The following is a 23,876-nucleotide window of genomic DNA, read 5'->3' as shown; positions in this document are numbered from 1 at the left end:
GGAAAGCTAGAGAACTTTCCTTCCAGTCTAAAGATTACAATAAACCACTGTTATAAAAACTAAAATGGCTCTTCTGTGTTACGATTATATGATCTATTAATTTCATTCCTACATTTTCACAGGTTGCAGCTAATGTAAGTGTGTTATCTTCATCCTCTTTAGATGGCTCTATATCTCCACTTGGATGATTATGTGAAATTGCAACAGATGCTGCGTCAATCAGTAATCCCTGTTTGATTATTTCCCTCACATATAGAGGGACTCTATCTATAGTTCCACAGTCTTGAACATACTCATATATTAAATGACCACTTCGATCTAAGTATACCACTCGTAAGCTTTCCTTTCTTGACTGTCCTATTGCTGCTTTAAAGTATTTTAGTAGCTCTTCTCTATTATCAAGAATCGACAGCTTTTTTAACTTACCTTTCAATATCCTATCGAAAATCTCTTTCAGGCAAAAGATATTTGCTATTGCTCCATCGTTCATTCCTGTAACATTTTTTAGCTCGTGAAGATCAGCATTAATTACCCTTCCTAAACTACTAAAGAGCTCCATTAGCTTTTTGGCAACTTCTCTTCCTTCTGTGTATGCAGATAGATTACGTTCCAGTAGCTCATGGTCAAGCAAAGACCTACCTCTGCTTGATAGAATACGAGTTTCTAATTTTTCTTTTCTCTCACTATTATTCATAAAAACCTCCAAGATCAACATTATATACAAATTCAACGCCAGCTTTCTGACGCAGGAGTTCTCGAGGAATAACCCTCTTGAACTCTAAATTTGCAATGTTGTCCTTGTTGCTTTTACAACAGATTTACTACAATCCGAACTCCGCATTGATTTTATCGACTATCTCCTGTGGTGGATCATCTCCCCATCCTGAATATAAAATCTCTCCATAATCTGCAACATCTATAGAGCCAGTTCTACTTTTTGCCAGAAACATTTCTCTTTTATCTTTATCAACTAATACATAGTGCCAAGCTGATCTTCCTCGATCTTTACCACGAACTAGATATATGAGATCTGATCTACTTCTTCTTGTTGCATCAGCAAAGGATCTTTCATTGATAGTTCTGCTTTTACTCTTTATGCCGCCACTTTCAGAAAAAGCTTCCTTGGCTTCAGCTTTTTTGTTTGCTAATTCAGAAATTTTTCCTTTTGCTCCTAGTGCATGTTCTTTGGTATTTTTAGATGAATACTTACTGGAAAAACCTCCTCTTGTCTCATTAGAGGTCCTATTTGTAAAACGCTTAGTAAACGAGTTATCGTTATCATTTTCTGCCATAAAAGTCTCCAAATTTTAGATTGTAGAATCCAAATTTTTACTACACCCTATCATAGGTTAGTTAAATTAATATAAATGAAAGATAATATAGTAATTATTACAGGAATTACAGCCTCAGGTAAATCAGAATTATGCGATAACTTGATAAAAAAGTATAAAAACATTAGCATAATAAACTGTGACTCAAAGCAGGTATACAAAGAGATTCCCGTAATTACTGCTCAACCACCAAAGCAGAAAGAATTTTATAGGCTATACGGTTATGTTTCAGCAAGAGAAAATTATTCCGTAGGTTTATGGCTAGAGGATTTAAAGAGGGAAGTTAACAACGCGCTGAAAAATTCACGAATACCCATCATCACTGGAGGAAGTGGGCTTTACATTAGCAGCTTAATCAAGGGATTATCATCGATTCCACAAATAAGCCAGGAAGTGAGAGAAAACGTAAATGAACTTAGGAAAAATTTAAGTAAAGAGGAATTCTACAAATTAGTGCTAAGCAAAGATCCAAGGATTCAAGGTAAAATATTTATTAATGACTCACATCGCCTCTCAAGAGCACTTGAAGTTATCACTGAAACTGGCAAGACAATCTTTGTATGGCAAGAAAATAGACAGCCTCCTTTGTTCAATAATTTTAAGGTATATACAATTCTACCTAAACGTGAGGATATATACCGAAAAATAAATTCTCGTTTTATTGAAATGGTTGAAAATGGAGCAATTGATGAAGTAAAAAACCTACTTAGCATGAACCCATCTCCACATTTGCCAGCTATGAAAGCACATGGAGTACCAGAAATTATAAGATACTTAAAAGGGGAGATTACTTTAGACGAAGCAATACAGATTGCTCAAACAAACACAAGGCATTATGCAAAACGCCAGTACACTTGGTTTAAAAATCAATTTCCTAATTCTCAAGTGATTGACTGTGCAAATAAATTGACAGAATTTTAGATATTTTGATTATTATGTATTATATTGCTATGCCTATGCAAACTTTTCTTGATAGTATTAAACTTTTTTCTTAAAGAACTTTCATCATTGCCTAAATTGTGATTATTAAATTCTTTGTAAAAATATTCTTACTTATGAAGCGCTACTATACCTGTAAGAGCCTTTATCACTAAATGAACTATATCACGCAATATTTCATCCTCAATTTTTCTATATTCTCTCACTAATCTTGTAACCACAATCTCCACTTTCATATCCTTGTATAGCTCTTCTCATAATAGTAGGAACAAGATAAGATAGTGATTTAGTGTAACAAGAAGGTAAAAATGCCAGCAGCGTACAGTTATGACTTAAGGAAAAAAGCCATTCAGGCGTTGGATGAAGGAGAGAGCAAAACAGCAGTAGCAAATTTTTGGCCCTCTCTAATAACTTCAACATCACTAAATTCAAGGGATTGGCCTTCTATTATTTGGAATCTTTCATGTCCTTTTCCTGCAACTAGCAGAATCATATTTTCATCATGTGCTATATTTATACCTTTCTCTATAGCTTTTTTTCTATCTCCTATCTCCAGTGCATCAGGGCAATGTAACAAAATATCGTGACGAATTTTCCCCGGATCTTCATCACGCGGATTGTCATCTGTGACTATAACTTTACCTGCAAGCATTTGTGCTATTTTACCCATCTCTGAACGTTTTGTTTGATCACGATTCCCGCCACAACCGAACACTAGAACTATCTTTTTATTGAAGTGCCATTTTAAAGACAACAGAGCTTGTTTGAGTGCACTTGGAGTATGAGCGTAATCGACAAATGCAAAAGTGTTCACTTTTTCCATTCTTCCAGATGGAGAAGCGAGTTTATCTATACACATTCTTTGATAGTCCATACCAGATGAAATAACTATACCGATTGCACACAACAAATTATATGCTTGAAATTGCCCAAAAATCGGAAAAAATGCGTTATAAATTTCATCACCGATTTGAATTGTCAGGTATTGACCATTGGCAGTGGGTATCTGCTTTAATAAAGTAATGTCAGAGTTTTTTTTTCCATAGGTTATAACTTTGTTGCCACGCTTTTCAGCTATGTTGAGCAACTCTCCATATTCGCCTATATCTGCATTTAAAATCGCTGTTTTTTCTTTTGGCAATACCTCATCAAACAACCTTTTCTTGGCCTCAAAATACTCATCGATACTTTTGTGATAGTCCAAATGATCTTGAGAGAAATTAGTAAAAGCTGCAGCATTGAGCCTGAGTCCATGGATTCTGTATTGATCGATTCCATGGCTTGAAGCTTCTAATGCTAAGTGTTCTACGTTCTTATTATTTATGTCACGCAATGTGGAATAAAGATCATCTGCACTTGGCGTTGTAAGGCTATTATCTTTTCTATTATTATTGACACATGTTCCCAGTGTTCCTATAGACGCTACATTATCTTGCCAAATCTGGCGACAAAATTCCACCACTGAAGTTTTACCATTCGTACCAGTTACAGCAGCAACATATTTAGGTTGTTTGAATTGATAAAACCTGCTGACTATTTCACTGTATATTCCTTGAGGGTCCGAGTGGTAAAGCACTGCAAAACTTGGAGTACTTGTCATTCGAGTAGCGGACACTGGAATCCAGTTTTCATTATACAATTGTCTAGTATGCTTGTTTACAATTAAATTTTCTGGATCCCAGTGTCTGAGCACTGGGATGACATCTTTCTTGGCCCCTTGTATTACAACGTCTACACAGTTGTGTACACATCCATTAGGAAGACATGTTACGTGTTCTTTACTCCTTTCTGACACACAAACAAAAAGGTAACCTTCTTTAACTCTCTTAGGATTACATGTGACGCCTTTGATTTCAATATCAAAGTCAGCATTTACAATGTTATGCAGTAGCTCTTTCAGTCTCACAATCATCTTTAACACTTGAACATGGCAGTCTTATTAATGCAGTATTCAAGTCAAAAATCAAATCTTCAGGATCTTCTAGTCCGCAAAATATTCGCACAAAACTTCCACCACAATCTGAATTTATTACAGATCTTGAAATAGATCTATGGTCTATTGGTAATATCAAACTGTCACATCCTCCCCAAGAAGCACCAATGCCGAAAACTTTCATGTGATCAACCATGCAGCCTAGTTCTTCACATGAATATTCTCTATCCAGTGCTATACTGAATGTGCCGCTTGCTCCTTTGAAGTAACTTTTCCATAATTCGTGTTGAGGATGGGAGGGAAGTGCTGGATATAAAACCTTTCTAACTTTTTGCTGTGCTTCTAGCCACTTTGCCACTTCCATTGCTGTATTTTGGTGCCTTTTCATACGTGTGTGCAGTGTTCTTAGTCCCCTGTGTGCAAGGTAGCAGTCGTGCGATTGAATGGTTACTCCATAATTTTTATAGCTCTCATAAAGCAATTTAAAAATTTCACCTTCAGCAATAACAGCTCCCATAACTAAATCTGAGTGACCGGCTAGATACTTTGTCACCGCGTATAGTGCAACATCAATTCCATAATTAAGCGGCTTAAACAACAAAGGAGTGGCCCATGAATTGTCACAAACGGTTACGATTCCACGTGCTTTAGCAACTTTTACTATATGCTCTATATTTGAAATCTCAAACGTTATAGAACCAGGAGTCTCAATCATGATGAGTGAAGTATTACTCTGAACTAAATCAGTTATATCCTGTGTCGGATTATAAAAAGTTACTTCTACTCCTCTTTTTGGTAGCTCATTTTCGGCAAATCTCTTTAGCCTATAATAACTATTATCTTGTATCAGGACATGTGAACCTGCTTTAGTGAAAGTCAAAATAGCAAAAGTAAGTGCAAATAATCCAGAAGGGTAGATGAGTGCTTGTCCCCTACCCTCAATTTCAGCCAGTGCATTTGAAAAATAATGAACAGTAGGCGTACCAACATTACTATAGCTGTAATCCCTTGCAACACCATCATTGATCACATCATATATACTCTCCCCATTCGCTGCACTTAAGTAATCCTTGTAAGTAGGAAATAATATGGTAGAAGAATGATAAACTGGCGGGTTCATAGAACCTTTATAGTCATTAAATTTTCTTCCTGCTTTAACTAATATAGACTCTTCGTTCACATTTTTATTATTTATTTTTTAGATTGTATTCGCTTTGCGTATACAAGTGAAGAGAAATCGCATGTACTCGTTCTATTTCACTCTTTAATAATTCATAGATCAATTTATGCCTCTTTAAAGAGCTCATTCCAGAAAAGTCGTTAGATATTAATACTAATTTGATATGTGAAGGTAGTGTCGAAGAAGAAGCAAAATAATGATCTGCATGCTTCGCTGACTCATCTATAACATTAATACCAATTATACCTATTGAACCGCGCAGCTTTTCTTCCATCGTTTTAATAATATCCATAATGGTTCCTTTAAGCAACAATACGCTCCTCTTGTCATCCCACAGTATCTGGGCACTGGGATGACAATCGAATTACTTATTCTCTTCTTTATTATCTATGTCTTGATAATCAGAATCTACTACTTTTTCTTCCTTATCATTTGGATTTCCTTCTGATGAAAAGCCATTTTCAGCACTGTTTTGCTGAGATGCTTGATACATAGCTTCTCCAAGCTTCATAGAAAGTTGAGAAAGATTAGTAACCTTCTGTTGTATTGAATCAGCATCATCAATGTTGTCAGATTTACTCACTTCCTTTAACTCATTAACTGCATTTTCAATAGCAGATTTATCTTCTGGAGAAATTTTATCACCATATTCTGTCAAAGATTTTTCTGTAGAATGAACTAAACTATCCGCTTGATTCTTCACTTCAATAAATTTCTTACGCTTTTCATCTTCCTGTGCTTTTTCCTCAGCTTCTCTCACCATCCGATTTATTTCATCCTCCGATAAACCACCTGAAGACTGAATACGTATTTTTTGCTCTTTTCCAGTAGCTTTATCCTTTGCAGAAACATGCGCTATTCCATTTGCATCTATATCAAATGTCACCTCAATTTGAGGAACCCCGCGAGGAGCAGGTGGTATTCCTTCTAAACTAAACTGACCAAGCAGTTTATTATCAATCGCCAATTTTCTTTCACCTTGATGTACCTTAATTGTAACGGCTGTTTGGTTATCTTCTGCAGTTGAAAACACCTGAGATTTTTTTGTGGGAATAGTAGTATTACGTTCAATAAGTGGAGTGAATACTCCACCTAGAGTTTCAATACCAAGAGAAAGTGGAGTTACGTCAAGTAGTAATACATCTCTTACATCACCTTGAATGATTCCCGCCTGTATTGCAGCTCCAATTGCTACAACTTCATCAGGGTTAACCCCTCTGTGTGGATCTTTGCCAAAAAATTCTTTAACTTTCTCTATGACTTTTGGCATACGAGTCATGCCACCAACAAGAACTACTTCACCAATTTGACTAGCAGACAAACCAGCATCTTCAAGAGCTTTTTTGCAAGGAATTATAGTCCTTTCAATCAAATCATTCACTAAGCTTTCAAGCTTTGCTCTTGTTAGCTTCATATTTAAGTGTTTTGGGCCACTTGCATCAGCTGTAACAAACGGTAGATTTACTTCTGTTTCCATTGCACTTGACAATTCTACCTTTGCTTTTTCTGCAGCTTCTTTGATTCTTTGCATAGCCATTGGATCGTTTTTCAAATCAATGCCATTACTTTTCTTGAATTCACCCAGTAAATAATTTACTACTGCATTATCGAAGTCTTCCCCTCCAAGGTGAGTATCACCATTTGTAGCCTTTACTTCAAAAACTCCGTCACCTATTTCAAGAACTGAAACATCAAATGTACCACCACCAAGATCATACACTACTATTGTGTGTCCGTGCTTTTTATCAAGACCATAAGCAAGTGCTGCAGCAGTTGGTTCGTTAATTATTCTGAGGACATTTAATCCAGCAATTTTTCCTGCATCTTTTGTTGCTTGACGTTGAGAATCATTGAAGTACGCCGGCACTGTTATCACAGCATCCTTTACTTCTTCCCCAAGATAAGCTTCCGCTGCTTCTTTCAGGTTTTGCAATATAAATGCACCAATTTGACTAGGAGAGTATTCTTTACTATCAGTTGTTTTAACCCATGCATCACCATTTTTTGCTGCAAATACCTTATACGGTACACCTAGATTCTTCATTTCAGGATCGCTATATTGGCGACCTATCAATCTCTTAGTTGCAAAAAAAGTATTACTTGCATTGGTAGTTGCTTGCCTTTTTGCTGGAGCACCAATCAACCTTTCTCCAGATGAAGTAAATGCAACTATAGATGGAGTAGTTCTTGCTCCTTCTTTATTCTCAATTACTTTTGTATTCTTGCCTTGCATTATTGCAACACAAGAATTTGTTGTTCCAAGATCTATACCTATCGCTCTTCCCATAATGAATACTCCCTTTTAAATATTATCTGATGTAAAATATATAAGTATAAAACTCGTTAATTACAAGTCCCGTTTAGTTGTTAGAGCCCAAAAGGCGCGAAAGCCATTTAGTTAACCAAAAGTTGCCCGGTAGTTTATCTGAACTACCAGCTTCTTTATCCCTACTATTCACAATTTGACATCCAGAATTCTGCAATGGCTTATAATCATTAAAATTAATATGGTCTCCTTGCTTTAAAATAAATGTATCTGCATCTAAACTATTATCAATACTAACATTTAATGTAATATTGAACTCTTTTTCGATTGTAGAAACCATATCACGCTTATTATTAAAAATGTGCGCTATAACTGCACTGCGTGCTATTAAATCAAAGGACTTATTTTGATTTTTATTAGCAATATGTTGCAAATCCCTTAGTATCGATGCAACAACCACTTCGTTTGATTTCACTCTTCCAATACCTTTACAGCGTAAGCACTCTGTAGTATTAATTTCCTGTATATTTGGTTTAATTCTTTGTCTTGAAAAGACCATTAAACCAAAGTCATTGATAAAGCTAAATTGAACTTTAGCTTTATCATCTTTAAACGCCTGCTTGATAGCAAATTCAACATTTTTGCAATACTCAAGTTTCAACATGTCAATAAAATCAACAACTATTAACCCTGATAAGCCCCTGAGATTCGCTTGCCTTGATATTTCAGATAATGCCTCCATATTAGTTCTATAAGCTGTTTCTTCTATGTTATCTTCTCCTGTCATTTTCCCTGAATTTACGTCTATTGAAACAAATGCCTCAGTTAAGGTTATCACCAAAGACCCACCAGATGGTAATTCTACTCTATTGCTATATAATTCAGAAATTTGATCTTCGACTCGATAGTAAGTAAAGATTGGAACAGAGCCTCTATATAACCTAGGACGTAATTTTCCTTGTAACACATTTTTAGTGTATTTTCTTACCGCTTCACAAACTTCTCTATCAGATACTATAATTTCTGTATCATTACTACAAAAGTCACGTACAGATCTCATAACTACATCTGCTTCGTTGTAAATTAATGATGGAACATTTAAAGAAGAGAAGTTTTGCTGGATATTTTGCCATAATAAGGTCAAATTATCGTAATCTTGCTCAATTTCTTTCTTACTTTTTCCTGCACCAACAGTTCTTACTATTAAACCTGACCCTTTTGGTAAATTTATTGAATTTAATATATCCTTTAACTGTTTTCTAACGTTGGTATCTTCAATTCTGCGAGATACTCCACCCCTACTTATGGAATTGGGCATGAAAACACAGTATCTACCGACCAAAGTTACGTATGTTGTAAATGAAGCTCCTTTATTTCCTCGTTCTTCTTTAGTTAATTGAACCAATAACTTTTGATTTACTAAAATCACATCTTGTAACTTATATTTTCTATGTAAAGGTACCTCCCTCACAAAACCACTGCTGGATTCATTACTAGCTGTATAATCTAGGCCTTCTTCTGTGCAATTATCATTTGAACAGTCCACACCGCTCGAATAGCCTTCGTCAGGGAAAATTTCCTTCTCTTTTTCTGGAATATTAAAGTAATTTAGAGATATCTCAGAAAAAGACAAAAAACCTTGCTTATTTTTTCCATACTCAATGAACACGGCCTGCAAAGCAGGCTCTATACGCTTTACATAAGCAACGTATATATTACCTCTTAATTGTCTTTTTTCCTTGAATTCTTGTTCAAACTCTACAACCCTACCATTAACTAGTAGGGCAACCCTTACCTCGTTAGAACAGGTAGTACTTTCTATCAATAATAACCTTTTGCCATCACTCGCCACTTATTTACCGTCTGCTTTTCATTCTGAAATCTTTTTATACTACTTAATATATTATTGATTGTCAAGAATTTTGCGACCTGCATTATTGGGTTGACTTTCAGTGTTTTGCGTTCTAAACTTGCATAGAATTTATTATATCACTACAATTATGGCGAAAAAAAATGCTTCTTTGCTTGTCAAGCTAGTTAGCACCGCAACTAAAACAACAAAAACTGGAGAAGAGAAACTAACAGGCTATTTTTGTGTAAAAAAACGTAATCCTAAGAACCTTCCCAAGAAGCTCGAGTTTAGGAAGTATGACCCAGTGGTCAGAAGACACGTATTATTTAAAGAAGAAAAATTAAAGTAAGTATATTATCATGCAAAGCTTACAGCTAAAAGGAGTGTAGCTTATTGCTCACTAGTTATACTGTTTTGCATTAGAGAAAGTCTGTTTGAGGTTTTGAAAGATTACGGTAACTTATATAAGTTACGGGAAATTGAGCCACCTGAATAAGGGCTGAAAATGGTAGCGTTTTTGTCCTGATCTGGTCTTTTTATTGCTTAAATGGGACTTGATCTGATACTTTAAATGATCCAGATAGTCTATATACCATCACACTCTGGGACCATACACTTAGAGGTTGTTCACAAACTTTTGAATTCTTTTGTTAAACTTTTACAGAAAAAAATTGCTTGCGCATATTTTAAATCTGACTATAATCATAGTAAAAGATATTTTAAGAGCTCAAAATTTATCTTTATCTGCAGACTTTTTTCATTAAACAATCAAACTCATTAAAAAATGTGGCGTATCTTCTTCAGCGTACGTGGGTGCACACACATACTTAATCTCTGTCGTATGTGCGCCGCACTTTTTTTTCTAATCTTTTTTACACAGGAGGATTTTATGTCCAGAATGCCAGATACTTGATCTTTACTTTAGCTAAAAACCATAGGCGCCTATGGTTTTTATAAAGAAAGTTTAGAAAATAACCAAAAACCACTTGCCATAAAAAGTAACTATATTAGTATGATATTCACATTTGTATATTAATATAGATATAATCAGATTAAGGAGTATATTATGGTAAAATTTACACAAGATTCTGCTTCATTGACAGTGCATGGTGTTGATTTACTTAATTTGTGCCACAGACAGTGTGAAAATAAATACGAGGGTAATGATTTATTGACAAAAATTAATAGATCTTAGTGTAAGGCTGACTGTAATAGAAAATTAAAAGCTCCTGAACACCATTCACCAGAAAAAGTAACCTTAGTGAACAGTTAACAGATATTGCAAGTAATCTCCGTTTTGAGAGCATAAAATTATCGCTTATATCAGATGAAATAGACAATTACAATTCAATGTCTTTTTAATTAGAGTAAAAGAAGATATTGGTTATCTTCTTTTTTTTATACGATTATTTCTATAATTAACTACTTAAAATTAAGTTCGTTCAGGCAAGATAATTATGAGTAAAAATAGCAGATGCAAGTAGCTGGCACACAGCTGTACGAGCATTCATTTTTGAGGGCATAGCAAATGGTGTCATTCAAGTAGCTGACATTGGCTTGCCCTAATCTCATCAAGAACGTTGTGCTTTAACATAATATTTTTATGCTTACCAACTTAACTGAATCCCAGACTGGGATGATATACTTCTGGTAGATAATGTCGGTATAGTTGTGATTGGAATAGAAAGCACTAAGTTTGCAATGCTATCTGAATAGATAAAAGAACTCATTACTCAGTGAAACAAGACTTGAAATTTTGTGCAATGCTGCTGATTATATCTAGATATGCATCCTTTCCAGGCTCTACATCTGATCCAATAGGATCAAGAATCACCATTTTTACGTCACTAGAAAAGACATTAGGCTTTATGCTATCCTCTCGTGAATGAGAAACAATACATTTAACGTTCTCCTCTTTCATTACCTTTTTTAATTTCATTAAACTCTTCATACCTATGTAAGAATCCTCTTCTATAGAAAGAATGGCGCTTGGGTAACTTAAATCAAAATATTTTTCGAAATATTGATAAGCATCGTGAGTAACTATGTATTTTTGATTTTTTAACTCATCCAATTCTTTCGTAATTTTTTCTACTTCTTGGTCTATCTTTCTTATAGCCTCCTCTGCGTTAGTATTGTATCGATAGGCATTTTCTTTATCTATATTAGATAATGTTGCACTGATAGAAAGTATCATACTTTTTGCATTTTCAGGACTCAGCCAAATATGCAAATCTTTTTCATCTTGAATGTGACTAGAAAACGAATGTGGTCGAGCAGGAAGTAGATCGATTGCACTTGATAGCGGTATTAACTTCTTATTTTCTTTAGCGAAAGTTTTAACAAATGTTTCCAAAGAATCATCGATATAAAATATAATATTACTAGATTCTAATTTACTTGCATCTGAAGGCCTGAGCATGTAGTTATGTTCAGACACTATTTCGTACATTAGTAATTCTGGCTTTGAAATCCCATCTGTAACAGAAGCTACAAGTGAGTGTATAGGTTTGATTGTAGCTACAATTTTCAAATTGGATGAAAAGGCACTATTGTAGTATAGTGTAAGTAAAAGTAATAGAAAAAAAATCAGTAAATGTCTCATATAAATATTGAGAAGAAGTCAATTTTCGCCAAAAAGTTAAGTAATGTCAATAACTGCATTCTAAAAATAGAAAACCTTACTCTTGCACATGGTAGTAAAAAAGTTCTTGATAATATCAATATATCAGTAGAAAGAGGAGATATAGTTACAATACTTGGTCCAAATGGCGGAGGTAAAACCTCTTTAGTGAAAGCAGTTGCTGGTATAAATAAAGGTTTTATTGGCAGTATTGTATTCGCTGACAATATAAAAATTAGCTATATGCCACAAAATTTTAGTATTGGTAATTTGATGCCAATAACAGTTGAGTCTTTCCTTTTCAATAGCTCCTCGAAGAAATTGAAGAAAAATCAACCCATTGTTACAGAAGCAATAGAATTGGTTGGTATCGGTAACATCCTAAAAAATCAAGTATTAGAAATCTCTGCAGGACAAACACAATTACTGCTGCTTGCACGCTGTTTAATTTCAGAATCTGATTTGATCATTTTAGATGAGCCAGTCAGTGCAATGGATATTAACGCACGAGCTAAATTTTATGATATTATAAATAAAATCGCAAAAGAACGATCAGTGTCGATTCTCATGACTTCTCATGACCTTAACTCTGCTCTACCATCCTCAGATTACATAATTTGCATAAATAATACTATCTATTATCAAGGTAAACCTGATGAAATTATGGAGATAAATGAAATATTTGGCAGTTACGCAGCGAAATGATTCAAAATATTCTACGTCTTCTGCAAATAACTACAGTGCTAACACGCTACAATGTGTTACCTTATTTACTTCCACCATCAAAAAAATCAATAAATAAAATACAAGGTCATAAACTAAAGCGTGCTCTTGAAAGATTAGGTCCGGTGTTCATTAAATTTGGGCAATCCATTTCATCACGCACTGATATTTTAAATGAGGACATAACAAATAACTTGCTATTGATATGTGATAGATTGCCATCATTTTCGTATAAAATAGCAGTTAAAACTATAGAAAGTGAGTTTAATTGTAAATTAAGCGACATTTTTTTAAGTTTTTCTGAAAAGCCAATTGCAGCAGCATCAATTTCTCAGGTGCATAGAGCAGTTACAATTGAGGGTAAGGAAGTTGCTGTAAAGGTTTTGAGGCCAAATATTGAGAAAACATTCTCAAGGGATATAAAAATGCTTTCTTGGCTTGCAGAAATTGCAGAAAAATTTAGTGAACAATCAAAAAGGCTGAAGCCAGTTGAATTAGTCAAAACTTTTGCTGAAATTTGCCGATTAGAGTTAGATCTACGCTTTGAGGCTGCCCACTCTTCGGAACTGAAGGAAAATACTAAACATGACAGAGGTTTCTACGTACCTGAAATAGATTGGAGTAGAACTTCAAAAAAGGTTTTAACATTAGAATGGATGGAAGCTATACCAATATACGAAGTTGAAAAGCTGAATAACCGCAAGCAAATAGCTATCAATCTTATAGAATCGTTTTGTAATCAGGTGTATAGGGATTGCTTTTTTCATGCTGATATGCATCCAGGAAATCTAATGATTGATAGTAACAACAATATTATTGCCTTGGATTGTGGAATCATGGGTAGAATAGATCGTGAGACATGCTATTACGTTATAGAGATACTCAAGGGATTTTTAAATCGGGATTACGATCACGTTGCAAAAATGCACTTTAGAGCCGGTTATGTTCCATCACAGCATAGAAATTTTGTTACAGCTTGCAGAGCAATAGGTGAGCCCATTGTTGGACAGCCTATACAGAAGATTTCATTTGCTCGATTACTTACTCAGCTACTAAAAATAACTGGTGATTTTGATATGAAAGTTCAAACACAATTGTTATTGCTGCAGAAAACTATGATTTTATTAGAAGGAACATGTAGGAAAGTCTATCCAGAAATCAATATGTGGAAAGTAGTTGAAACATGGATAAACAGTCAACATGAAAGTAAAATAGGGTATAGGGAAAAAATTAAAAGCTCTTATCCCATCAAAACAATCCAAGGAATATTTAGCCTTATAGAAAAATTAAACCTAATAGCTGACAAAAAATTACAAGTGAAAAATAGATCAAATGGAAAAGCCTACTTTTTACTTTGGTCTGTAATTATAATTCTCATCGTTAAATTTTTAATTTCTAAAACTAAAAGATAATAAAAGCAAGTTTACAACAACTATTTCAGTCTTGAAACCACTCAGGTTCACATTCACTCGAATTATCAAGGTATTTTCAGGGGTTCTGTTGCATCTATAAACCATAGGAAAGAAGATCATTAAAGGTGGGATTATAGGAGTTATGAAGCCATTAACATAGCAAAATTCTCAAAAGTAGAAACATTATTTTAATAATTTGTCTTTCTTGAATCATACGAATATTTTCTATGCCTGTGATGGTAATCTTTGCGGAATGGAAGCTTTTAAACCCAAGCATTGGCTTTATTAGTTTTTTGATAAATCTATCAACAATATTATTTAGATATTTTATTTGAAGAACTGTAATCTTCAAAAATTTCTGCATTCAAATCATCAAGAGCAGCAGTATTACTGCCGCTTTTATCAATTACAATTTTCTCAGGAAGATAGTTACTCCTGAAGGCTTTACGAAAGAATGCAAGTGCTGCAGACTTGTCTCTACTAACACACAAGTCTACAGTATATAAATAAACCCATTTACCGTTTAATTTAATGTAAGTCTCTCCAACTACTACCAACCTGCTTTTTTCTTTTCCTTACTGCCTCATCTATCAGTGGTGATAACCCACCTTTGTAACGTAGCATTTTGCTCCCCTTATACTCATCATTTCTTCCAAATCTCGATAGCTCAAAGAGAATCGACATTTCATGTATACAGATAACATCCTCTGAAAAGCTAAATCCTTTGAAATATGGCAACAATTTTTGATTGATACGAAACATCTTTGCTTTTTTTTTAGACAATTATATCATTCTTCTTTCTACTTCCCTACAAATGCGACAGAACCAACCCCATAGCATGTCGAACGAAGCTTTTTTTAAGAAAATCTGAATTTTCAACTACCATTAAACCAAGATTGCTCAGAACTTTAACGCAAAGTATTCTGTTGGAAAATATTCTATTTAGTCCATCAGTTGCAAGTGCCATAGTAAAATTATCAAAGTATCTATCACGTGAAATTTTCTTCAATAGATAATTACTGCCAACATCAATGCCAGAGGATTTTGCAGCAGTTATTTGTCTAATAACACTCTCTACATCTCTCATTCCAAGATTCAGTCCTTGACCTGCAACTGGATGGATTGAATGTGCTGCATCGCCAATAAGCAAAATTCTGCTTTTATGAAGCTTTCTCGCAAAAGTAAAACTCAAAGGGTAAGATTTTCTTTCACCCTCTAATTCAATTTCTCCCAAATAAGAACCAAATCTTTTTTTGAGTTCTATGATAAACTCCTCTTCAGATAAGCTCATCAGCATTTTTGAAATTTCGCATTTTTCTGTCCAAACTATTGAAGAAGTATAGCCACCTTTCATTGGCAAAATTGCAAATGGACCACCAGGAAAAAACCTCTCTACAGCTAAGTTTTGGTGATGTAGTTCATGTTTTACATTAAATACCATGCTATTTTGTTTATAATCAAATTTTATCATTGGTATAGAAAACAACTCTGGCAACTTAGAGTTTTTACCTTCAGCACAGATAAATAGTGATGATATCAATTTTTGATCATTATCAAGAGTAACTTCCATGTATACTTCGTCACAAGAGATTGTTTTATAGGAACGTGGAGAATATATATTGAGTTTATGCAAAAAATTGTTATTGATTGCATTCCATATAATAGCGCTCTTGATTACATAGCCCATTGGCTCTTCACCAACCATTTTATGGTCATAATGCACAGTAAATGGACTATCTCCATCTAATATGCATATATCAAGTATTGGTTCAGCTTCGCCTTCTAAGAGCCGCCAAATCCCTAATTTTTCTAGTATTTTTTTTGATCCTTGAGAAATAGCAAATGCTCGATTATCATCAACTGCACGTGGTAAACTATTTTTCTCAATTACGGCTACAGATACAGAGTCATTACTCAGGCCAATAGCAGTAATAAGACCAATTAGCCCACTACCTGAAATGATTACATCGTAATTCATTTTATTAACCTAAAATTACATTCTACCCATTTTGAAAATAGTTTAAACGAACTTTGTAGATGCTAGACTTCTTATCACTACCTTAGTATACCTCAGATTAGTAATAAAGTATTAATTATTTTATGCTAAAATGGGTTTTATTTTGTTAAAGGAAACAGCTTATGACTACAGATTGCAAAAAAGAATTACTAAATTGCATTAGCAAGTACAGAGAAGAACTTGCAGAAAATAAAGCAGCAATTAGACAAACTTTAACTAGCGATAAAATTAATATAAGCGATTACTTTTATCAGGGTGATAAAATCTGTAACAAAGAGCTGTTTAACATAGGAAGTGAGTGTCAAGATACAAAATATGGTAGTCGACAAGAATATACGTATGATGAGTGGAAGGAAAAAATTGAAAAACCTCATGCTAAAGATTTTCTAGGGATGTTACAAAACGAAGTAAAAAATAAAATATCAAAGAGTCTTGAGGATTATAAACAGTATCATGAAAATGCTACTGAAGCTATAAAAAAAGAATTAGACATAGATTCGAAATTAAAGGCAATATTCAAAGAAAAGCAACAACCAGAAACTGATGAAACTCGAGCATATTATGACGTTATACGAGGTTTATATGAAAATGGAGACATGCGCTCTCAACTAAAGTGCAATGATCTTGATTGTTTCAATAGAACAATAGAAGATAATCTATCTCAAAAACAATCCGAGCTAGCTGCTATAAAGGATGACTTTTTGGATAATACGCAAAATATTTTTCAACATATTCAAGTTGAAGATAGTATTTTTTAGAGAAATAGGGAGTGTTAAATAAACTGTGTCAAATCGCATTTTTAGTTCAACTCGATTTTTAACCTACCAGGAAAAAAGATATCAAGTTGAGAGATAGTTAAAGCCCAATCATGTATAGGCATAGTCCATTTCTCTCCTGCCTTCTTTATAGCACAATATGCCTGTTTATACAATGCATTTGTGCTAGTAAATGAGCCCTTGGTTTTAGTAAATTTTCTGATCTGTCTATGTAGTCCCTCAATAGGATTTGTGGTATAAATTAATTTTCTTACAGGGCCAGAATATTTTAAATAACTAGACAGATTTTCCCAATTATTCTCCCAAAACCAACGGATATTTTTCTCCCCATTTTTCCTCCCCATTTTTCCTCCAGTTCAAGTAAATAATTCTCCCCATTTTTCCTCCAGTTCAAGTAAATAATTCTCGGCTATTTCTCTACTTGATATTTTTTTTCAAATCATTCATGAAAACTTTTGCTCGATACATATTTCAGTGAATTTCTTATCTGATGTACTATACATTTCTGCTTTAGGAAATACGCTATTTATAGCTTTAGGAAAGCTTTTTAACACAAGATATCAGAATATCATCTACTCCTCTCTCTTTTAGGTCATTTAGTACTCCCAACCAGAACTTCACTTTCAGCCAAATAAAAACCCAAAACTTCTTTTCTGCCATTTTGCTAATATGTTATACATACATTTGCTTACACAATGCCCGTCCTCCTTGACCTTAAAAAACCATGAACACTATTGGATATACAGATTGCAGCGGACGACTGCGCCATTCGTTGATTAACGGTAACAATTTGTCAGTAATACTTGATATCTCTGCTGCAGATATTTTATATTTCTTCTACATGCGATGCTATATCCCATGCCACTGGCATATGTACTTAAAACCTTTGCTTCAAGTTCGGTTGTTTGCCTTTTTCTGACTACTTGTGGCTCGAAACTTCCTTCTCTATCTCTTGGTGTCAATAGTTCAAATACTTGTCCGTAAAGTCTTTGAATTTCTTCGGTTGTTTTCTTCGCTTTCAGCCGACAAATGGTTTTCTATCTCGCCTTCCCTCTAGCAGTTTTTTTATAAATGGTGTTAATGCTCCATCTCTTCCTGTCAATGGTTTTCCTTCTCGTATAGATGATAAGATATTTGTTTCTAATTCTTTATAGTCTACCAAACCGGTAGTTCTGTTTGCTTAACTCATTGTCAAACCTCCATTTTTTTTATCAATTTATTACTTTACTTCTCGGTTTGACACAGTTTATTTAACACTCCCGAGAAAGATTATGCTATTTTTTTAATGGAATTTCTTGAGTGGTAGATTATTTTTTACAGCTCTAGCTTAGGTAGCTGTCACTACCTGAAATGTAACAAATAAAATACCAATCTTAAATATTGCTATATTTCACGATAATTTCTCAACTTGCGCACATGCTTTTGGAACATTCTCATTTGTCAAATAGTTTCTGGCATGCTACACAATCTGTAATGCAGGTTTTAACTTACTTTTACGCAATATTGATCATTCTTGAAAAGCAATCTAACATTTTCTATTCCTTGATTACGAAGCTTTGATGCAGCTGATTTAGCTACTTGAGCGTTTACAAAAAATGCTACATATCCCTTACTTTCTGCATTGTTTTGTTTTGGGTGACGTTTCTGCATTTCTTTTTCATATTGCCTTTTGTAATGAGGAGTATTTTGTATCAATTGTTCTGACCTCTTTCTTAAGTACTCGACTTTTACCTTCGCAAGCCCAGACTTATGAAGTCCTAAAACTTGTGCTGCTTTTTCTGACAAGTCTATTATTCTACCTTCAACAAATGGCCCTCTATCATTAACTCTTATAACAAGCTTTCTTCCATTTTCTAAATTAGTAACACGAACAAAGCAGGGTAGGGGCAAGGTCTTATGTGCTGCAGAAATCAAGTGACGATTAAACACTTCACCGTTGGCTGTAATTGTGCCATGATCTTCTATTCCATACCACGATGCTATTCCTACTTCTTCGTAACAGCTACAGTATTTTGGGTGGTAGGTGATACCATTTATTGTATAGCTATTGCCAATTTTATAATGACCTGCAGTGTGATTACACCTATTGCTAAAACTACAACTACTCATCAAAACGAATATTAGACATAGAAAGGCTAGTTTTTTTATCATTGTACTTAGTGAAATGGTTCGATACCATGAGGATTTTAAATTATACTATAATAAATTTAGTAATAAGTAAACGTCTACTGCCAAATATGCACAGCACTAAAAAAGGTTCTTTCGCATCTATAAACCATAGGAAAGAAGATCATTAAAGGTGGGATTATAGGAGTTATGAAGCCATTAACATAGCAAAATTCTCAAAAGTAGAAACATTATTTTAATAATTTGTCTTTTTTGAATCATACGAATATTTTCTATGCCTGTGATGGTAATCTTTGCGGAATGGAAGCTTTTAAACCCAAGCATTGGCTTTATTAGTTTTTTGATAAATCTATCAACAATATTATTTAGATATTTTATTTGAAGAACTGTAATCTTCAGAAATTTCTGCATTCAAATCATCAAGAGCAGCAGTATTACTGCCGCTTTTATCAATTACAATTTTCTCAGGAAGATAGTTACTCCTGAAGGCTTTACGAAAGAATGCAAGTGCTGCAGACTTGTCTCTACTAACACACAAGTCTACAGTATATAAATAAACCCATTTACCGTTTAATTTAATGTAAGTCTCTCCAACTACTACCAACCTGCTTCTTTCTTTTCCTTACTGCCTCATCTATCAGTGGTGATAACCCACCTTTGTAACGTAGCATTTTGCTCCCCTTATACTCATCATTTCTTCCAAATCTCGATAGCTCAAAGAGAATCGACATTTCATGTATACAGATAACATCCTCTAAAAAGCTAAATCCTTTGAAATATGGCAACAATTTTTGATTGATACGAAACATCTTTGCTTTTTTTTTTAGACAATTATATCATTCTTCTTTCTACTTCCCTACAAATGCGACAGAACCGAAAATATTCGTATGATTCAAAAAAGACAAATTATTAAAATAATGTTTCTACTTTTGAGAATTTTGCTATGTTAATGGCTTCATAACTCCTATAATCCCACCTTTAATGATCTTCTTTCCTATGGTTTATAGATGTGACAGAACCGTTGGTAAACATGAAAGCGCTTTACAACATTTTTTATGTGAAAGCCAATGTCAGCTACTCAAATGATACCATTTGTTATAAACTCACTTTTACTCTATGGTCTTGTCGATATCCTGAACAGATACAATATTTTTTATTTATAAAATGAAGTAACTACTTATCGTAAAGTTGATCTATAGATATAATACTACCATTTGATGACTTTTCAGCACATTTCTCACTTTCATATTCTTTATCAGAATCAACGCTAAATACTAAAGTATCTCCCGAAATTTTATCATGAAACTCACTAATAGCAAAAAACGGTACAGTGACTTGTTCTTGTTTTCCACGAAAGCTCAAACTGACGCTAAACCTATCTTCAAGAACTTTTAGACCAAAAAATTGATGCTGTAATATAATAAGCATTTGAGTAGGGTATGATTCTTTCAAGTAGTCTGGCATGACAACACCATTAAAGCGCGTAGAAAATACTATTTCTAAGTGAGGAGTAAAAACATTATCTAATATAGTATTCAAAGCCTTTTTGATAACTTGAAATTTAGCATAACTAAGCGACTTCTGATAATCTGTTTTATCCATATAACCCTTACATGTTTGGGGGAACTTCTGTTACCCGGCGTTCCCTAAACCGTGCTTATAGCAATGAAGTTATAGTGCCTAAATTAAGCAGCTAATGCAACATTGTCTTCAGCAGCAAAGTTATCGTTTGCATCTAAATTGTGAACTCTTAGCGGTGGTATCTAACCGAGCAAAGCTACCATCTTTACTATGCATGTCGATCCTTACTCGCCCCCGTATCAATCAAAAAATATGGTGGAGGCGCCGAGTACTGCCCTCGGGTCCAATACACCTATTACAAGGTAATTTTATTGCCATAGTACAAAAAATGCACATCTTTATTATACAGTAGTATTGAATAAATGTCAAGTTGTTGAACGTAAAATCGGTTGTAAGCTAAAAAATTAATATAAAAATTACTTCGCCTATTTATCTAATCTTAGTATAATCAAAGTAGAGATATTTTTAGAGCTCAAAATCTATCTTCGTCTGCAGACTTTTTTATCAAATAATCAAACTCAGTAAAGAATGTAGAGTATCTTCTTCAGCGCAAATGGGTGCACACATATGCTTAATCTCTGTCGTATGTGCGTTACATTTTTTCTGTTCTTTATTAATAAATATGGGGGATTCTATGCCTAATTCTTAACAAAAAACTACTCAAATGCTTTTGTAGCTATTGAATTTCTGAGTTCAAGAAAGCAAGAGACAGTATGAGAAATGGCACAAGCCGAAAAAAAGATAAGTTGTGGAACAAAAAATGCAGACAACTGTGGAAAATCACCCACTGGAATCCAGACTTTGATTGTCAAATAAAAAATTCACATCTTAAAAGGATCATATACATTAATTTCCTTAATTTTCACTTTTTCATTTAATAATCTTAAGATGGGCTGTAAATCATCGTCGATTGATAAGCACAGTACTTCTCTATCAAGATAATTGGCTAAATGATTCTTCTTCTCAAGAATTTCTGTTTCTTCCAATAAGTCACATTTATTTAACACTACAATTTCCTCTTTTTCAACAAGATCGCTATTGTAAAGCTTCAGTTCATTATGCGTACAATTATAAGCTGAGATAACGTCATCGCGCGTTACATCAATTAAATGCAGTAAAATTTTGCACCTTTCTATGTGCTTTAAAAATTTGTGTCCGAGCCCAACTCCAAGATGAGCATCAGCGATTATTCCAGGAATATCTGCTATTACAATTTCGCTATAATCCACTTTTGCTACACCTAAATGTGGTCTTATAGTAGTAAATTCATAATCGCCTACTTTCGTATCAGAATTCGAGCAGCGGGTTAAAAATTTAGATTTACCTACATTTGGCATACCAATAATGCCAACATCAGATAAAACTTTTAGCTTCAATATTATATTTCTTTCTTCACCGGGCTGACCATGGGTAAAATGTCTTGGTGCCCTATTAGTAGCAGATTTAAAGTTAGTATTTCCAAGCCCACCTTTTCCACCTTTCACTACTTGAAATTCCATGTCAGGTTTATCAAGATCTACTATTATTTCCTCACTTTCTTCATCGATTATTTGTGTACCAACTGGAACTTTAAGTATAATATCTTTTCCTGCCGTGCCAGATCTATCTCTGCTCGTACCACTTTTTCCACTACTTGCTTTAATATGTCTTCGACAACGAAAATTAAGCAAAGTGTTGAGATTTGCATCACTGATGAAAATTATGTCTCCTCCCCTGCCCCCATTACCACCGTTTGGGCCACCAAATTCAACGAATTTTTCTCGACGAAAACTCGCGCAGCCATCGCCACCATCACCTGCTTTTAAATATAATTTAACTTCGTCTATGAAGTCCATGATAACCCACAATAATATTTAGCATTTTCTCCTAATGAACTTTCTATTCTCATTAATTCATTATACTTTGCAAGCCTATCAGAACGCGACAGCGAGCCAGTCTTGATTTGTCCACAATTCGATGCAACCGCTATGTGGGATATCGTTGTGTCTTCTGTTTCACCTGAGCGATGCGAAATAATAGCCCTATAGCCATTTGATTTTGCCATTTCAATAGCAGCAAAAGTTTCCGTAAGTGTTCCTATCTGGTTTGGCTTGATTAGTACAGCATTTGCCATTTTCTCCTCTATTCCTTTACTTATTAGTTCACAATTTGTAACAAATAAATCATCTCCAACCAATTGAACTTTATTCCCAAGTTTTACAGTAAGTAATTTCCAACCTTCATAGTCGTCTTCATTCATTGCATCTTCTATAGAAATTATTGGATATTTGCCTACAAGGTCAAAATAATACTGAACCAATTCCTCTGAAGTGAGTTCTCTGTTTTCAAATTTATAAACTCCATCTTCATAAAAAGTAGATGCAGCAACATCAAGACCCAGTGCAAAGTGATTTTTCATCGAATAACCGGCAGATTCAACAGCCTGAATTATCAAATTAAGAGCTTCTTCAGTGCTTCCAATGTTTGGTGCAAAACCACCTTCATCTCCTACGTTTGTGCTATAACCTTTTTTCTTAAGAATGCTGCTCAAGTTATGAAATACCTCTGCAGATATTCTGATTGCTTCACTGAAAGTTTCAGCACCAACCGGAAGAATCATAAATTCTTGAAAATCGAGTTTATTATCTGCATGTACTCCACCATTAATGACGTTAATTAGCGGAACTGGCATCTGCTCTTCCCCTACTCCCAAATACTTATATAACGGCATTTTAAAGCTGTTTGCTGCTGCTTTTGCAACAGCAAGAGACACACCCAAAGTTGCATTTGCTCCAAGTTTAGATTTATTTTTTGTTCCATCTAGTTCAATTAAAACTTTATCAATTGCACTCTGGTTTGCTGAATCCATGCCAATGATTTTATTTGCTATCACTCCACTCACAGATTGAACAGCTTTCAGCACTCCTTTACCACAATACCTTTTTTCATCTTGATCTCTCAGCTCCAATGCTTCTAGTTTACCGGTCGAAGCCCCAGAAGGGACAGCGGCTCTACCTGTTGCTCCATCACATAGTTCTATTTCTACCTCAATTGTTGGGTAACCCCTGCTATCTAAAATTTCTCTTGCAAATACACTGCTGATCGTCTTTTTCATCATGCTAAACCTCCACTAGATT

General features: G+C 34.3%; 20 protein-coding genes, 1 other RNA gene and 3 pseudogenes. 6 read left to right on the top strand and 18 right to left on the bottom strand.

Annotated features, from left to right (window positions below):
• Positions 1–34 precede the first annotated feature (34 nt).
• Positions 35–694 carry a JAB domain-containing protein gene (locus OPR44_RS03310; RefSeq protein WP_264719936.1) on the bottom strand — a complete coding sequence of 220 codons (660 nt, stop codon included), beginning with the start codon at positions 692–694 and terminating at the stop codon, positions 35–37.
• 127 nt (positions 695–821) lie between these two features.
• On the bottom strand, positions 822–1,292 hold the full coding sequence (locus OPR44_RS03305; protein WP_265015322.1) for a hypothetical protein: 471 nt from the start codon (positions 1,290–1,292) through the stop codon (positions 822–824).
• Positions 1,293–1,367: 75 nt separating this feature from the next.
• On the opposite strand from OPR44_RS03305, the gene miaA reads away from it, so the two are divergent.
• Positions 1,368–2,252, top strand: a complete 885-nt coding sequence (miaA, locus tag OPR44_RS03300) for a tRNA (adenosine(37)-N6)-dimethylallyltransferase MiaA (protein WP_010407423.1) — start codon at positions 1,368–1,370, stop codon at positions 2,250–2,252.
• 128 nt (positions 2,253–2,380) lie between these two features.
• On the opposite strand, the gene OPR44_RS03295 is transcribed toward miaA, so the two are convergent.
• The 6 genes from OPR44_RS03295 to OPR44_RS03270 all read right to left on the bottom strand — a co-directional run bounded on the left by OPR44_RS03295 (position 2,381) and on the right by OPR44_RS03270 (position 9,501).
• The gene (locus OPR44_RS03295; protein ID WP_006013387.1) at positions 2,381–2,506 is read right to left on the bottom strand and encodes a hypothetical protein; all 126 of its coding nucleotides are present in this window, start codon (positions 2,504–2,506) and stop codon (positions 2,381–2,383) included.
• Positions 2,507–2,619: 113 nt separating this feature from the next.
• Entirely contained in the window at positions 2,620–4,182 is a 1,563-nt protein-coding gene (locus tag OPR44_RS03290) for a Mur ligase family protein (protein WP_265015439.1), read from the bottom strand.
• The gene (metC, locus tag OPR44_RS03285; protein ID WP_265015321.1) at positions 4,151–5,383 is read right to left on the bottom strand and encodes a cystathionine beta-lyase; all 1,233 of its coding nucleotides are present in this window, start codon (positions 5,381–5,383) and stop codon (positions 4,151–4,153) included. Before metC ends, OPR44_RS03290 begins: the two co-directional genes overlap by 32 nt.
• Positions 5,384–5,390: 7 nt before the next feature.
• The gene (locus tag OPR44_RS03280; RefSeq protein ID WP_264374834.1) at positions 5,391–5,675 is read right to left on the bottom strand and encodes a BolA family protein; all 285 of its coding nucleotides are present in this window, start codon (positions 5,673–5,675) and stop codon (positions 5,391–5,393) included.
• A gap of 72 nt (positions 5,676–5,747) precedes the next feature.
• Positions 5,748–7,670: a molecular chaperone DnaK gene (gene dnaK, locus OPR44_RS03275; RefSeq protein WP_265015320.1), complete on the bottom strand. Its 1,923-nt coding sequence runs from the start codon at positions 7,668–7,670 to the stop codon at positions 5,748–5,750.
• Between the two features lie 73 nt (positions 7,671–7,743).
• Complete coding sequence (locus tag OPR44_RS03270; protein ID WP_265015319.1) at positions 7,744–9,501, bottom strand: Rne/Rng family ribonuclease; 1,758 nt, start codon at positions 9,499–9,501, stop codon at positions 7,744–7,746.
• Between the two features lie 148 nt (positions 9,502–9,649).
• On the opposite strand from OPR44_RS03270, the gene rpmG reads away from it, so the two are divergent.
• Positions 9,650–9,850 carry a 50S ribosomal protein L33 gene (gene rpmG / locus OPR44_RS03265; protein ID WP_012481745.1) on the top strand — a complete coding sequence of 67 codons (201 nt, stop codon included), beginning with the start codon at positions 9,650–9,652 and terminating at the stop codon, positions 9,848–9,850.
• Between the two features lie 717 nt (positions 9,851–10,567).
• Complete coding sequence (locus OPR44_RS03260; RefSeq protein WP_264374830.1) at positions 10,568–10,696, top strand: hypothetical protein; 129 nt, start codon at positions 10,568–10,570, stop codon at positions 10,694–10,696.
• A 534-nt stretch (positions 10,697–11,230) separates the two neighbouring features.
• Here the strand turns inward: OPR44_RS03260 and OPR44_RS03255 are convergent.
• Positions 11,231–12,106 carry a zinc ABC transporter substrate-binding protein gene (locus OPR44_RS03255; RefSeq protein WP_320157105.1) on the bottom strand — a complete coding sequence of 292 codons (876 nt, stop codon included), beginning with the start codon at positions 12,104–12,106 and terminating at the stop codon, positions 11,231–11,233.
• Here OPR44_RS03255 and OPR44_RS03250 point away from each other — a divergent pair.
• Both OPR44_RS03250 and ubiB read left to right on the top strand, forming a co-directional pair.
• On the top strand, positions 12,098–12,829 hold the full coding sequence (locus tag OPR44_RS03250) for a metal ABC transporter ATP-binding protein (protein ID WP_265015317.1): 732 nt from the start codon (positions 12,098–12,100) through the stop codon (positions 12,827–12,829). The two genes, OPR44_RS03255 and OPR44_RS03250, sit on opposite strands and share 9 nt — an antisense overlap.
• Positions 12,826–14,259 (top strand): 2-polyprenylphenol 6-hydroxylase, encoded by a 1,434-nt coding sequence (gene ubiB, locus OPR44_RS03245; protein ID WP_265015316.1) that lies wholly within the window; start codon positions 12,826–12,828, stop codon positions 14,257–14,259. Before OPR44_RS03250 ends, ubiB begins: the two co-directional genes overlap by 4 nt.
• Positions 14,260–14,399: 140 nt before the next feature.
• Here ubiB and OPR44_RS03240 read toward each other — a convergent pair.
• Together OPR44_RS03240 and ubiH are read right to left on the bottom strand one after the other, a co-directional pair.
• Positions 14,400–15,021 (bottom strand): annotated as a pseudogene (locus OPR44_RS03240) (IS6 family transposase).
• A 46-nt stretch (positions 15,022–15,067) separates the two neighbouring features.
• Positions 15,068–16,237 carry a 2-octaprenyl-6-methoxyphenyl hydroxylase gene (ubiH, locus tag OPR44_RS03235; RefSeq protein ID WP_264377923.1) on the bottom strand — a complete coding sequence of 390 codons (1,170 nt, stop codon included), beginning with the start codon at positions 16,235–16,237 and terminating at the stop codon, positions 15,068–15,070.
• A gap of 161 nt (positions 16,238–16,398) precedes the next feature.
• Between ubiH and OPR44_RS03230 the strand changes: the two genes are divergently transcribed.
• Positions 16,399–17,034, top strand: a complete 636-nt coding sequence (locus OPR44_RS03230) for a hypothetical protein (protein WP_264377924.1) — start codon at positions 16,399–16,401, stop codon at positions 17,032–17,034.
• Positions 17,035–17,075: 41 nt separating this feature from the next.
• Here OPR44_RS03230 and OPR44_RS03225 read toward each other — a convergent pair.
• The 7 genes and pseudogenes from OPR44_RS03225 to eno all read right to left on the bottom strand — a co-directional run bounded on the left by OPR44_RS03225 (position 17,076) and on the right by eno (position 23,857).
• A pseudogene (locus OPR44_RS03225) lies at positions 17,076–18,214 on the bottom strand (IS256 family transposase).
• Positions 18,215–18,534: 320 nt separating this feature from the next.
• Positions 18,535–19,203 (bottom strand): septal ring lytic transglycosylase RlpA family protein, encoded by a 669-nt coding sequence (locus OPR44_RS03220; RefSeq protein ID WP_012481726.1) that lies wholly within the window; start codon positions 19,201–19,203, stop codon positions 18,535–18,537.
• 163 nt (positions 19,204–19,366) lie between these two features.
• Positions 19,367–19,988, bottom strand: a pseudogene (locus OPR44_RS03215) (IS6 family transposase).
• 364 nt (positions 19,989–20,352) lie between these two features.
• Entirely contained in the window at positions 20,353–20,781 is a 429-nt protein-coding gene (locus OPR44_RS03210; protein WP_265015315.1) for a ClpXP protease specificity-enhancing factor SspB, read from the bottom strand.
• A 16-nt stretch (positions 20,782–20,797) separates the two neighbouring features.
• Positions 20,798–21,133: a transfer-messenger RNA gene (gene ssrA / locus OPR44_RS03205) on the bottom strand.
• Between the two features lie 448 nt (positions 21,134–21,581).
• Positions 21,582–22,595: an Obg family GTPase CgtA gene (gene cgtA, locus OPR44_RS03200; RefSeq protein ID WP_264375381.1), complete on the bottom strand. Its 1,014-nt coding sequence runs from the start codon at positions 22,593–22,595 to the stop codon at positions 21,582–21,584.
• Positions 22,583–23,857, bottom strand: a complete 1,275-nt coding sequence (gene eno, locus OPR44_RS03195; RefSeq protein WP_265015314.1) for a phosphopyruvate hydratase — start codon at positions 23,855–23,857, stop codon at positions 22,583–22,585. The genes cgtA and eno overlap by 13 nt, the downstream gene beginning before the upstream one ends.
• Between the last annotated feature and the right edge of the window lie 19 nt (positions 23,858–23,876).

The sequence above is a fragment of the Wolbachia endosymbiont (group B) of Camptogramma bilineatum genome, assembly GCF_947251825.1.
GTDB lineage: Bacteria > Pseudomonadota > Alphaproteobacteria > Rickettsiales > Anaplasmataceae > Wolbachia.
This window is presented reverse-complemented; position numbering and strand designations above follow the sequence as displayed.

Excerpts from the sequence above, each read along its gene's own strand:
- OPR44_RS03230 (WP_264377924.1), top strand. The coding sequence starts at position 16,399 with ATGACTACAGATTGCAAAAAAGAATTACTAAATTGCATTAGCAAGTAC.
- OPR44_RS03295 (WP_006013387.1), bottom strand. The coding sequence starts at position 2,506 with ATGAAAGTGGAGATTGTGGTTACAAGATTAGTGAGAGAATATAGAAAA.
- OPR44_RS03305 (WP_265015322.1), bottom strand. The coding sequence starts at position 1,292 with ATGGCAGAAAATGATAACGATAACTCGTTTACTAAGCGTTTTACAAAT.
- OPR44_RS03310 (WP_264719936.1), bottom strand. The coding sequence starts at position 694 with ATGAATAATAGTGAGAGAAAAGAAAAATTAGAAACTCGTATTCTATCA.
- OPR44_RS03250 (WP_265015317.1), top strand. The coding sequence starts at position 12,098 with ATGTCTCATATAAATATTGAGAAGAAGTCAATTTTCGCCAAAAAGTTA.
- OPR44_RS03280 (WP_264374834.1), bottom strand. The coding sequence starts at position 5,675 with ATGGATATTATTAAAACGATGGAAGAAAAGCTGCGCGGTTCAATAGGT.
- OPR44_RS03255 (WP_320157105.1), bottom strand. The coding sequence starts at position 12,106 with ATGAGACATTTACTGATTTTTTTTCTATTACTTTTACTTACACTATAC.
- OPR44_RS03210 (WP_265015315.1), bottom strand. The coding sequence starts at position 20,781 with ATGGATAAAACAGATTATCAGAAGTCGCTTAGTTATGCTAAATTTCAA.
- rpmG (WP_012481745.1), top strand. The coding sequence starts at position 9,650 with ATGGCGAAAAAAAATGCTTCTTTGCTTGTCAAGCTAGTTAGCACCGCA.
- dnaK (WP_265015320.1), bottom strand. The coding sequence starts at position 7,670 with ATGGGAAGAGCGATAGGTATAGATCTTGGAACAACAAATTCTTGTGTT.
- OPR44_RS03260 (WP_264374830.1), top strand. The coding sequence starts at position 10,568 with ATGGTAAAATTTACACAAGATTCTGCTTCATTGACAGTGCATGGTGTT.
- OPR44_RS03220 (WP_012481726.1), bottom strand. The coding sequence starts at position 19,203 with ATGATAAAAAAACTAGCCTTTCTATGTCTAATATTCGTTTTGATGAGT.
- OPR44_RS03290 (WP_265015439.1), bottom strand. The coding sequence starts at position 4,182 with ATGATTGTGAGACTGAAAGAGCTACTGCATAACATTGTAAATGCTGAC.
- miaA (WP_010407423.1), top strand. The coding sequence starts at position 1,368 with ATGAAAGATAATATAGTAATTATTACAGGAATTACAGCCTCAGGTAAA.
- cgtA (WP_264375381.1), bottom strand. The coding sequence starts at position 22,595 with ATGGACTTCATAGACGAAGTTAAATTATATTTAAAAGCAGGTGATGGT.
- eno (WP_265015314.1), bottom strand. The coding sequence starts at position 23,857 with ATGATGAAAAAGACGATCAGCAGTGTATTTGCAAGAGAAATTTTAGAT.
- ubiB (WP_265015316.1), top strand. The coding sequence starts at position 12,826 with ATGATTCAAAATATTCTACGTCTTCTGCAAATAACTACAGTGCTAACA.
- ubiH (WP_264377923.1), bottom strand. The coding sequence starts at position 16,237 with ATGAATTACGATGTAATCATTTCAGGTAGTGGGCTAATTGGTCTTATT.